Origin of the sequence: Marinomonas sp. ef1, assembly GCF_002806845.1 — a bacterium.
In the GTDB taxonomy this organism is placed as follows: domain Bacteria; phylum Pseudomonadota; class Gammaproteobacteria; order Pseudomonadales; family Marinomonadaceae; genus Marinomonas; species Marinomonas polaris.
This window is the reverse complement of sequence record NZ_NHTT01000007.1, coordinates 42,985-55,108: the sequence shown is the minus strand read 5'-3', so window position 1 is coordinate 55,108 and position 12,124 is coordinate 42,985. Positions and strand designations below refer to the sequence as shown.

Below are 12,124 nucleotides of genomic sequence, written 5' to 3'. Positions count from 1 at the left end.
TCGTTTAGCAAGCTTCGTTTAACAAGTAATGTCTTTTATCAGGAGAAGAAAACAAGATGGGCCAACTCTCTCGCCAAGACAATATTGTCGCCATAGTGAAAGAAAAGGGATATGTGACAATCGATGAATTGGCCAGCCAGTTTGCTGTCACACCGCAGACCATTCGCCGTGATATTAATGAGTTGGCAAAGGCAGATCAAATACGCAGACATCATGGTGGTGCGAGTTACGATTCTAGTACTACCAACGTGGCTTATGCGACTCGACAAATTTTGCAACTACCTGCGAAAGAGCAAATTGCCAAACGAATCGCCGCCGAAATTCCAAATAATGCCTCTTTGTTTATTAATATTGGCACTACAACCGAAACCGTTGCACGTGAACTATTGAATCACCAAGGTTTGCAAGTTATTACTAACAATCTCAACGTTGCTGCGATTTTAAGCGGAAAAGAAGACTTTACAGTGATTATTGCGGGCGGTACCGTTCGCTCACGGGACGGCGGCGTTATGGGTGAAGCCACTATCGACTTCATCAATCAATTCCGTGTTGACTTTGGCATCATAGGTATTAGTGGTATTGACCCTAACGATGGCTCACTATTGGATTACGACTACCAAGAAGTTCGAGTAGCGCAAAGTATCATCAATAACTCACGTACTGTTTTTCTCGCTGCTGACAGCGCTAAATTTGGTCGCAATGCCGTTGTTCGTTTAGGCAACATCACCCAAGTAGACCGACTCTTTACAGATGAGCAGCCACCAAAGGCCATCATCAAACTAATGAAAGAGCACAAAGTTCGATTGGAAATCTGCACGCCCAAGTAACCCTTGGGCCCAGTACCATCAGGGTAATTCACTCAGCTGACTTCAATTTTCACCCTTCTTCAAACCTAAAAAAGATCAAATCTTCACCAAAACTTCACAAAGCGTTATTGTCATAATCGCTTTAGAGGTTTAATATCGAACACAAATGTTCACTTTCGAACATAAACATTCGCATTTTAGATCGTGAGGCTTAGTATGAATCACTCCCATTTTGACCTATTTGTTGTTGGCGGCGGCATTAACGGCACAGGAATAGCCGCTGATGCAGCAGGACGAGGCCTAAATGTGGGTCTTTGCGAAATGGGAGATTTGGCTCATGCTACGTCATCGTCGAGTAGTAAATTGATTCATGGCGGTTTGCGCTATCTTGAGCATTACGAATTCCGCCTTGTAAAAGAAGCCCTAACAGAACGTGAAGTATTGTTAAATGTCGCTCCTCACCTTGTGACGCCGATGCGCTTTCAAATGCCTCACAGACCACACCTACGTCCAGCTTGGCTAATTCGTATTGGCTTGTTCCTTTATGACAACCTCGGTAAGCGCGAGACACTGTTAGGTTCAAAAGGCGTCAAGTACGGTGCAGATAGCCCATTAAAAGACGATATTACGCAAGGTTTCGAATACTCAGACTGCTGGGTTGATGATGCTCGCTTAGTGGTAACCAATGCGCTTAGTGCTCAGCAAAATGGCGCGTCTATTTTTGCTCGCACTCGTTGCACTTCTGCTAAACGTATCGACAACCAATGGCACATCAGCCTAGAGGATCAAATAACCAAAGAAACTCATGAGATAACAGCCAAAGCCTTAGTAAACGCTGCAGGCCCTTGGGTATCGTCGTTTATCGAAACGAAACTAGAACAAAAAGCCCCTTACGGCATTCGCATGATCAAAGGCAGCCATATTGTTGTACCGAAGCTGTATCAGCATTCAAACGCTTTCATTATGCAAAATACCGACAAACGTATCGTTTTCGCGATTCCTTACCGTGAACACTACACACTGTTAGGCACAACCGATGTTGAGTACAAAGGCGATCCAAACGATGTAGCGATTTCAGAAAATGAAACTCAATACATATTGAAAGTGGCGAACGATCATTTCAAAAAAACACTCACACCAGCGGATGTTGTCTGGAGCTATTCAGGCGTAAGACCTCTATTGGAAGATGAGTCGTCTGATCCTTCGGCCGTCACTCGCGATTACACATTGCACCTTGACGACAAAAATCATCAAGCACCATTGCTAAGTATTTTTGGCGGAAAAATCACTACCTACCGCAAACTAGCCTTATCTGCGATGAAAAAGCTTACACCCTACTTTGATAACCTTGAAAGCGAATGGACTCACAGCAAACCACTACCTGGCGGTGACTTAGGTATGTCTCTTGATGGTTTTGCGATGAAATTACAACAAGATTATCCTTTTATCGGTGCACACCTTGCCCATCGATTCGCCAATAGCTACGGTACACTAACTCATGCATTACTAAATAAAGCGAATTCAGAAAGCGACCTTGGCCAGCACTTTGGCAATCAGCTTTATCAAGTGGAAGTGGATTATTTGATCAAGCATGAATGGGCGCATTCAGCAGAAGATATTCTATGGCGTAGAACTAAGCTTGGCCTTGAATTTACTCCGAATCAAGAAAGCACTCTCGAAAGCTACATCCAAACAAAAATTTAATTTAGTTCGATAAAATACTCTACTATTACTACTCATTAGCCCGCCTAAACGATTGTCTAGGTGGGCTTTTTTTGCTCTACTAAAAAGCATCGTACATCTATCCCTACAGGAATAAACACTCAATGGACTTTGTTTTTTTCGATATCTCTATTTGGATCTATCTTGCACTCTTTGCTGCCGCTTTTTTTGCAGGCGTCATTGATGCCATTGCAGGCGGTGGTGGCTTAATTACTGTGCCGGTTCTATTAGCAGCAGGACTGTCACCAGCCGAAGCGCTAGCAACCAATAAGTTACAAGGTTGCGCGGGGACAGTATCGGCGTCTTACCACTTTATAAAAAAAGGACAAGTAAAGCTGTCTGATATGTGGCTCCCCATTTTGATGACAGCCATCGGCGCTATCTGCGGCACACTATTAGTCTCTTATTTAGACAGTAGCCTACTGCTAAAAGCCGTTCCAATTATCTTAATCGCGGTAGCCATTTTCTTTTTCTTCTTACCCAAGGTTCAGCCTTACATTGCCAGTAAATTTTCCCTTACTCACATACAGTTTGCGGTAATTATCGGTACCAGCATTGGCTTTTATGATGGATTGATTGGACCAGGAACTGGCGCTTTCTTTTCTACTGCTTATTTGTGTTTGATGGGGCTCACTGTCGTTTCAGCAACGGCTCATACAAAAGTACTCAACGCGACCAGTAACCTAGCCTCTTTGGCCATGTTTGCCTTTAGCGGTCACCTTATTTGGGCATTGGGTATCGTAATGGGAATTGGACAATGGTTTGGTGCGCAAATTGGCTCACGCCTCGTTATCACCAAAGGTGCGAAGCTTATTCGCCCAATGGTGATTATTATGTGTTTGGCGATTTCAGTTAAATTACTATTAGATAACTAATTATAACGAAATCAGACCATCGGGTGTCGTCAAAGCATCCTCTGGTGAATATTCGTAGCATTGCGCGACTAACCAACTGAGTAACTGCTGAACCGGCTCTCGCTGACGCTGCATTTCGGGACAAACAAATAGATAGGCATGACCTTCATCTAATGTTTCTGAAAACGGCCTCATCAATCTTCCCTGCTGAATATCATCCATCACCAAAGGCGTTCTCCCTAAAGCAACGCCTTGTCCAGCAACAGCTGCTTGCACAGCAAGATCACCACGATTAAAACTGATGCCGCGCGAAGGCTTAATGCCTTTTGCATTAGCCAATAACAGCCACTTCTCCCACTCCGCATATGGACTAGAAAAACGCCACTCAGAGTCATCATTTAATAAAGGCACTTGCGCTAATTGGCTTGCTTCAGTCAAAGCTCGCTGCTCTGCAAATGCAGGACTGCAAACGGGAAAAACCTTATCTTTCATTAAGGGAACAATATGCCCTTTTGAGCTATGCACATGGCTATGCACTATCGCTACATCAATTCTGTCGCGCTGGAAATTCACCTCTCTATCATTGGCCTGAATGCGTAGCTGTAAATCAGGATAGGCTTCTTGCAAACTCCCCAGACGAGGAATCAACCACTTAGTTGCAAAGGACGGCATAACAGAAACCGTCAAAATATTAGACGTTTCTTCTTCCTGCAACTCTAAAACCAAATCATTAATTTCAGTAAAGCTATGATTCAATTGCACAGCCAAACGCACACCGGCCACGGTCAGCTCTAGACGTCGATGATAACGAACAAACAAAGTAAGTTTTAAACGCTCTTCTAACTGACGAATTTGCTGGCTCACGGCCCCCTGTGTAAGGTGCAGTTCTTGCGCGGCTTTAGTGAAACTCAAATGACGAGCCGCGATAGCAAATGTACCCAGCCCAGCTAAAGGAACAGACTTCATAAAAAAACCACCATAAGACGATCTCAGCTACTGCAAAATTAGACATACACTGAATTAAAAAACCAATGAAAATAAAGCTAAAACTGCAAAAAACACATCATAAATATGAAATAATTTTTTAATAAACAAATACTTAACAAAAAAAATATCACTTAATAAAAAATCAAAATCATTGATTTAAAAATGCATCCTATATTTTGCATTAATTCAGCTAATCCAACAAATCAATTTATATCGTTTGTAACACCGATCCAAAAAGATAGAATTAGTTAATCTCTTAGGTTGAACAGCGACCTAATATTTACTGATACAGCCCTAACTGTATTACTTCTAAAACCTGTCCCACAGTCATGTTTTAGATGAATATCACCATTCCCCACAGGATGATGTTATTCGCAACTGCTAGTTACTTTTGTTGAAGCCGGATTTTATCCGGCTTTTTTTTGCCTCGAAATTATGTCTGTAAATTTGAGGCAAAAAAAACGGCGACTCAAAGGCCGCCGTTAAATAACACACGTTAAATGTGTCCGGTCATATCTTAAGCTGCTTTTGCTTTGTCTTCGAGCAATTCAGCCTTAGTAAAATTTGCCTGTGCAAGCTTCTCCATCAAACGCACAACCTGACAGCTGTAGCCATACTCGTTATCGTACCAAACATATAAAGTTGCTTGATTGCCACGAACTTTCGTCGACAAAGAATCCAAAATACCTGCTTGCTGAGAACCGATAAAGTCAGAGCTTACCGCATCACGTTCTTCGCTGTAGCCGATCTGACCTGTCAATTCAGCGCTATTTGATGCCGCTTTCAACAACTGATTAATCGCTTCAACCGACGTCGCAGACTTCAAGTTCAAACTTAATACCGCAATCGAAACGTTGATAACAGGAACACGGATCGCACTACCGCTCAACTTACCTTCTAGAGAAGGAATCGCTTTTGATACCGCTTTAGCCGCACCAGTTTCAGTCATCACCATGTTCATGCCTGCAGCACGACCACGGCGATCACCTTTATGGATATTATCGATTAGGTTTTGGTCATTAGTATAAGCATGAACCGTTTCTACGTGACCAGATTCGATGCCGTATGTTTCCTCTAGTACAGACAAGATAGGCGTAATCGCGTTTGTCGTACAAGATGCAGCAGAAACAATACGGTCTGCGTCTGTTACATCGCTATCGTTTACACCGAAAACGATGTTTTTCATTTCCTTACCAGGTGCAGTCAGTACAACACGCTCAATACCTGGACGATTTAAGTGAACACTCAAACCGTCATGATCACGCCAGCGACCTGTGTTATCAACAAGCAAAGCATTATTAATACCATGGGCTTGGTAATCAACTTCAGCAGGATCAGAAGCATAAATAACTTTTACTGGCGAACCATTGATGATCAGAGTTTGATTCTCTTCATCAACTTTTACTAAACCGTCATATATACCATGAACAGAATCGTATTTAAGCAAACTAGCACGTTTAGAAAGATCATCATCACATGCTTTACGCACAACAATCGCAGCTAATGCCATGCCTGGAGTTGTATGGCCAAGCGTACACATACGACGTGCAAGTAAACGACCGATACGGCCGAATCCATATAAAACAACAGGAGTTTCTGTGCCATCGTTTGGCTGAGCAGCTAGTACAGACTCAACATCCGCTTCCGCAATCAAAGATTCTAGTTCTACAACGGTATGAGCGGTGTTACTTGCTAACACTTGCTCCAACACTTGATAAACTTGGACAAGGTCTAATTCAGGATGCTGATCAAACGCAGCCATCAGACCAGTCACAGAATCCGCCATTAAGGTGTTTCCTGCCAACTGAACTTTTACCGCTTTTTCGCGACCAAGTTTACCTAAAAGAGGAATCATAGATTCTGCTTGTGAAAGTGCTTGTAACCAAGTGCTTGTCATTTTCTGCCCCCGAAAAAAGACTCTGTTATATCAATATGGGCGCAGTCTAACGGCAGATTAGGACAAAAACAAATTGTAAGAAGACTACAAAAAACCTTTAAAATCGGGTATTTAGCGTGTTTTTTTATAGAAATAACGAAATAACAAAGAAGGTCTAGAAACTTTACTACATAATCACGCAATTACATGGCTGATCCATAGTAATGGTGCGATTATGTTGTAATTTGGCAACGAAAACTGACAGGAAATTTCATGAATTATTTTACAAATGACGCTTTCTTTCAGCCAAAACACCCAAAAGACAAAAACAAAATAGGATTAAGACCGGTCGATACACCAAATCAACTCGTGTAATTCCCCAATATATTAATGGCTGACTCCATAATGTCAGAAGCCCATAACCAAAAGTACACATCAAAATAAACGCCATCACTCGAGCAAGAAACACCCAAGAAGACACCAAGCTTTTAAGAAAACCATTCACCTTATCCCCGTAAACCACCAAACAGGTTGCTACCAAAGCTAAAGAAATATCCTGAAGATAAGGTTGAAGAAAATGGGCAAAACGAAGATTGAGATCAAGAATAAACATAGATAATTAACTACACGATAAACAAACTATAAGATTATTGCTTTTTACGAGACAGGGCTTCAACATCAATTTGCCCAGATCGAATTGCTACCTTTGGACTTTCATCAACGTACATGAGAGAGACGTCATAAGTCGTGTTATGAAATTCTATCATGGTGCCATCTTTAAACAGCCATTTCGAACGCCCAATACCATTACTAAGAAAACCTTCACTAGGTTTACCGTATTTTTGTGCAAGCAACTCACCTAGCGCTTTACGTTTTTCACTGCTTTCCACAACACCGGATAACAGCGCCTGACGAACATAACCCGATCCATTGGAATAAATAGTCGCGTTTGTGACTCCTAAAATACCTTCAGGCCCTAAGCTGTAGCTTATAACACCATCTTTATAAGACGGATAACTATGCAATCCCATACTATTAAGCTGATTTTCTAATTGAGATACTCTCAGATCATTTAATGGTAAACCAAACAACTCTGCCACATTAGAGGATCGAGAAACATCACTTGCTTCCGCCTTAACTAATGTCGCAGTCCCCATAGAAAGAGCAAAAATAAACGAAGCAAACATTGGAGCAACTTTCGTACGCATTAATCCTTCCTTTGAGATTTCATGCTTCAGTTTGACAGGCAAAAATGATCAAACCTGATATATAATACAACATTATAAACTCCTTAAACTCAAGGAGTACCAAAACTTTATTTTCTGAGGTAATACATGGCTCTTGTTATTGGCATCACCGGCGTATCCGGCAGCGGAAAAAGCCGACTTTGTTCTTTATTAGCGGAAGGCCAAGGTGACAAAATCACAACCCTATGCCAAGACAGTTTTTACAATGGATGCGGCAGTATTGATCCAGACGTTTACAACTTTGACGACCTAAGCTCGTTAGACCTTGAAAGCCTCACTCTGGCTATTCATAACTGTAAGAACCGTCAGCAACCAAATGAAATTCCGGTTTACGATCACTCACAACACAGACGTATAGGTTATCGCAATCTAGATCCAACACATGTTGTTCTAGTGGAAGGTCATATGATGTTCCAAGACGCCGGGATACGAGATGCTGTTGATTACCTTCTGTACGTCGATACAGATATGGATATCGCCGTAGTACGACGCTTAAAGCGTGACATTGCAGAACGTGGACGCGACGTCAATGAGGTTACCAGCCGCTATATGCGCCATGTACGCCAAGCATCACTTAAAACCATCGACATTCGCAACAAAGCGGACTTTATTATTCCAAATAATAAAAGCTTCACCAATGCAGCAAGCTTATTACGCAACCATATTGACTACCTACTAAAAGAGAAAGGCGCCAAATAGGCGCCCTTCTCTTTTATATTGCCGAGGTAATAAAGTTTTATTTCTTAATATCATCAAAGAAACGCTTCACACCATCAAACCAGCTTTTCTGCTTAGGTGAATGATCTGTTCCTTCACCCATACTTTCAGCCAATTCCGTGAATAGCTCTTTTTGACGGGACGTAAGATTTACTGGCGTCTCAACAACGACCTTACAAATCAAATCGCCAACTGGACCACCACGAACAGGTTTCACGCCTTTATTACGCAAGCGGAACAACTTGCCAGACTGACATTCAGCAGTCACTTTCAAACGCACACGACCATCTAGCGTCGGTACATCAATTTCGCCACCTAATGCCGCTGTTGTAAAGCTAATTGGCACTTCGCAATATAGGTTCGCACCATCACGCTCAAAAATGCTATGCGGTTTAACAGAGACTTGAACAAACAAATCACCTGCAGGACCGCCATGAGTTCCTGCTTCGCCTTCACCAGACAAACGAATACGATCGCCTGTGTCTACGCCTGCAGGAATTTTTACATTAAGAGTTTTGTATTCTTGTACACGGCCTTGGCCATGACAATCTCTACAAGGATCACTGATCACTTGACCAGCACCATGACATTCTGGACAAGCCTGTTGAACAGAGAAGAAACCTTGTGACATACGTACTTGGCCTGCACCACCACATGTTCCACATGTCTTAGGCGTTGAACCTTTTTTAGCACCAGAACCATCACAGGTATTACAGTTCACCAAAGTTGGTATGCGGATTTTTTCTTCACATCCCCAAACCGCTTGTTCAAGATCAAGCTCTAAGGTGTAACGTAAATCGGAACCGCGACGAGTTCGGCTTTGACCGCCACCACCGCCGCCAAAAATATCACCGAATACATCACCAAAAATATCACTAAAACCACCCGCTCCAGCGCCGCCGCCATAGCCACCAGCCTGACCATTTACGCCGTCATGACCAAATCGATCGTAGGCTGCGCGTTTGTCATCAGAAGACAGTATTTCATAAGCTTCAGCCAGCTCTTTGAACTTATCTAGTGCTTCTGGGTTGTCTGGGTTCTTATCTGGGTGGTACTTATTCGCCAAAGAACGATAAGCTTTTTTAATGTCTTTCTTATCCGCGTCTTTGGCCACCCCAAGAACGTCGTAATAGTCTCTTTTGCTCATCGCAAGCATTCCTGAATTGAAAAGTCTGAATTAAAAAGTCTAAATCTAAAAAAACTGAATTTTAAAAATCGTCAATCTCATATTTTGCAAACAGCAAAGCACGGTCTAAAACCGTGCTCGCTATAAACAACCCCATTATTAATGGGCAAATAAGTGCTTAGCGCTTATTTTTTATCTTCTTTCACTTCCTCGAATTCTGCATCAACAGCATCATCCTGAGACTTAGCTTGCTCGCCTTCAGCTGGTTGTGCACCAGCTTCAGCTTCTGCATACATCTTCTGAGCCAAAGTACCAGATGCTTGAGTCAACGCATTAGTTTTCTCTTCGATCTTCTCTTTGTCGTTAGATGTTAGAGCTTCTTCAAGCTCCGTGATCGCTGTTTCAATCGCCTCTTTCTCTTCAGCCGTTGCTTTATCACCAGCATCAACCAGAGTTTTACGAGTTGCGTGAATCATGCCATCAGCTGTGTTACGAACTTGTACAAGCTCTTCGAACTTACGGTCTTCTTCAGCATTCGCTTCAGCGTCTTGCACCATTTTTTCAACTTCTTCATCGCTCAAACCAGAAGAAGATTTGATAACGATAGACTGCTCTTTACCAGTCGCTTTATCTTTCGCAGAAACACTCAAGATACCGTTGGCATCTATATCGAAGCTTACTTCGATTTGTGGCACACCACGTGGAGCAGGTGGAATATCAGCCAAGTCGAAACGACCTAGAGATTTGTTCTGAGACGCTTGTTTACGCTCACCCTGCAATGCGTGGATAGTTACCGCATTTTGATTGTCTTCTGCTGTAGAGAAAGTCTGAGATTTCTTAGTAGGAATCGTCGTGTTTTTCTCGATCAATGCTGTCATAACACCACCCATTGTCTCGATACCTAGAGACAGTGGAGTAACGTCTAGAAGAAGAACGTCTTTCACATCACCAGAAAGTACCGCACCTTGGATAGACGCACCGATTGCAACCGCTTCATCTGGGTTCACGTCTTTACGTGGCTCTTTACCGAAGAACTCAGTTACTTTCGCTTGCACTAGTGGCATACGAGTCTGACCACCAACCAAGATAACTTCATCAATATCAGAAGCAGTCAAATCAGCATCTTTCAATGCTTGACGGCAAGGCTCAAGAGATTTCAATACTAACTCTTCAACCAAAGACTCCAACTTAGAACGAGTCAATTTCACGTTCAAGTGTTTAGGGCCAGTTGCATCTGCAGTGATGTAAGGCAAGTTAACTTCTGTTTGAGAAGAAGAAGACAACTCAACTTTCGCTTTCTCACCCGCTTCTTTCAAACGTTGTAGAGCTAATGGATCGTTGTGTAGATCGATACCAGACTGTTTTTTGAATTCAGCTGCCAAGTATTCGATAACACGCATATCGAAATCTTCACCACCTAGGAAAGTATCACCATTTGTAGACAATACTTCGAATTGTTTCTCGCCATCTACGTCAGCGATTTCGATGATAGAGATATCGAATGTACCACCACCAAGGTCATAAACCGCGATAGTAGAGTCACCAGAGCTCTTGTCTAGGCCGTAAGCCAAGGCAGCCGCTGTTGGCTCGTTAATAATACGTTTTACTTCTAGACCAGCGATTTTACCAGCGTCTTTTGTTGCTTGACGCTGAGAGTCGTTGAAGTAAGCAGGAACAGTGATAACCGCTTCTGTTACTTTCTCGCCTAGGTAGTCTTCTGCTGTTTTCTTCATTTTCTTAAGAACTTCAGCAGAGATTTGTGGTGGCGCTTTCTTATCGCCTTTTACTTCTACCCACGCATCGCCGTTATCTGCAGCAATAATTTTGTAAGGCACCATAGAGATGTCTTTTTGAACCACGTCATCTTTAAATTTGCGGCCGATCAAACGCTTAACCGCATACAAAGTATTTGTTGGGTTTGTTACCGCTTGACGTTTTGCAGATTGACCTACCAAGACTTCGCCGTCTTCGGTGAAGGCAACAATAGAAGGTGTGGTGCGATCGCCTTCAGCGTTTTCAATAACGCGAGCCTTTTCGCCATCCAAGACGGCAACACAAGAGTTTGTTGTACCTAAGTCAATACCAATGATTCTACCCATGGTTTGTATCTCCAATAAATTCGTTTATGACGATGATAATTCTGTATTTGGGTACGCTTAAAAGTATTTCAAGCGTCCAGTGTCAAAAAAATGACAGTATTTTTTTAGGCTGCGCTTGAAACCACTACCATTGCAGGACGTAATAAGCGGCCATTAATTGTGTAACCCTTCTGCACTACATCCATAACGGTGTTCGCTTCTAACTCAGGGTTTGGCACCATAGTGATAGCTTGATGCAACTCAGGGTTGAACGGTTCACCATGTGGATCAACCACTTTCACTTCAAAACGAGCCAAAGTCTCAAGCAAATCTTTTAACGTTAGCTCTACACCTTCACGAACAGGGTCAGATTCACCTGTATCTGGTGCAGAAGCTAAAGCACGCTCTAGATTATCCGCCACGTTCACAATCGATTTAGCAAACTTTTCTAAACCAAACTTGTGCGCTTTCTCGACATCTTGTTCTGCACGACGACGTACGTTTTGTGCATCCGCATGAGCGCGAAGTGCCGCTTCTTTATACTGAGCGACTTCTTCTAATGCTTTTGCAAGCTCATCATTTTCAGTAACTTCTTCTAAAGTCTCTACTTCAGGCTCTAAAAGTTCTTCTACTGTTTCGTTTTGCGTTTCGCTTTTCAAATCATGCTCCGCGTCTAGATTAGGATTTTTTTGCTGCTCACTCATTTTCAAC

11 protein-coding genes are annotated in these 12,124 nt (G+C 42.6%); 4 read left to right on the top strand and 7 right to left on the bottom strand.

Annotated features, from left to right (window positions below; genetic code table 11):
- Positions 1–56 precede the first annotated feature (56 nt).
- From CCS02_RS11290 to CCS02_RS11280, 3 genes are all read left to right on the top strand, one after another.
- A complete protein-coding gene (locus tag CCS02_RS11290) occupies positions 57–827 on the top strand; it encodes a DeoR/GlpR family transcriptional regulator (RefSeq protein ID WP_012071616.1) in 771 nt (256 codons plus the stop codon).
- A 195-nt stretch (positions 828–1,022) separates the two neighbouring features.
- The gene (gene glpD / locus CCS02_RS11285; RefSeq protein WP_100636608.1) at positions 1,023–2,510 is read left to right on the top strand and encodes a glycerol-3-phosphate dehydrogenase; all 1,488 of its coding nucleotides are present in this window, start codon (positions 1,023–1,025) and stop codon (positions 2,508–2,510) included.
- Positions 2,511–2,632: 122 nt separating this feature from the next.
- Entirely contained in the window at positions 2,633–3,403 is a 771-nt protein-coding gene (locus tag CCS02_RS11280) for a TSUP family transporter (protein WP_012071618.1), read from the top strand.
- Here CCS02_RS11280 and gcvA read toward each other — a convergent pair whose 3' ends face one another.
- The 4 genes from gcvA to CCS02_RS11260 form a co-directional block, all read right to left on the bottom strand.
- Entirely contained in the window at positions 3,404–4,348 is a 945-nt protein-coding gene (gene gcvA / locus CCS02_RS11275; protein WP_100636607.1) for a transcriptional regulator GcvA, read from the bottom strand.
- Positions 4,349–4,886: 538 nt separating this feature from the next.
- A complete protein-coding gene (locus CCS02_RS11270) occupies positions 4,887–6,266 on the bottom strand; it encodes a glyceraldehyde-3-phosphate dehydrogenase (protein WP_100636606.1) in 1,380 nt (459 codons plus the stop codon).
- Between the two features lie 262 nt (positions 6,267–6,528).
- Positions 6,529–6,858 (bottom strand): DUF3392 family protein, encoded by a 330-nt coding sequence (locus CCS02_RS11265; RefSeq protein ID WP_072840191.1) that lies wholly within the window; start codon positions 6,856–6,858, stop codon positions 6,529–6,531.
- A 34-nt stretch (positions 6,859–6,892) separates the two neighbouring features.
- Entirely contained in the window at positions 6,893–7,453 is a 561-nt protein-coding gene (locus CCS02_RS11260; RefSeq protein ID WP_100186495.1) for a uridine kinase, read from the bottom strand.
- Positions 7,454–7,579: 126 nt separating this feature from the next.
- On the opposite strand from CCS02_RS11260, the gene CCS02_RS11255 reads away from it, so the two are divergent.
- Positions 7,580–8,191, top strand: coding sequence for a uridine kinase family protein (locus tag CCS02_RS11255; RefSeq protein ID WP_100186496.1), 612 nt, complete (start codon positions 7,580–7,582; stop codon positions 8,189–8,191).
- Positions 8,192–8,228: 37 nt separating this feature from the next.
- Here CCS02_RS11255 and dnaJ read toward each other — a convergent pair whose 3' ends face one another.
- The 3 genes from dnaJ to grpE form a co-directional block, all read right to left on the bottom strand.
- Positions 8,229–9,356, bottom strand: coding sequence for a molecular chaperone DnaJ (dnaJ, locus tag CCS02_RS11250; RefSeq protein ID WP_072840194.1), 1,128 nt, complete (start codon positions 9,354–9,356; stop codon positions 8,229–8,231).
- A gap of 164 nt (positions 9,357–9,520) precedes the next feature.
- Entirely contained in the window at positions 9,521–11,434 is a 1,914-nt protein-coding gene (gene dnaK, locus CCS02_RS11245) for a molecular chaperone DnaK (protein ID WP_072840195.1), read from the bottom strand.
- A gap of 104 nt (positions 11,435–11,538) precedes the next feature.
- The gene (gene grpE, locus CCS02_RS11240) at positions 11,539–12,117 is read right to left on the bottom strand and encodes a nucleotide exchange factor GrpE (protein ID WP_072840196.1); all 579 of its coding nucleotides are present in this window, start codon (positions 12,115–12,117) and stop codon (positions 11,539–11,541) included.
- Positions 12,118–12,124 lie beyond the last annotated feature (7 nt).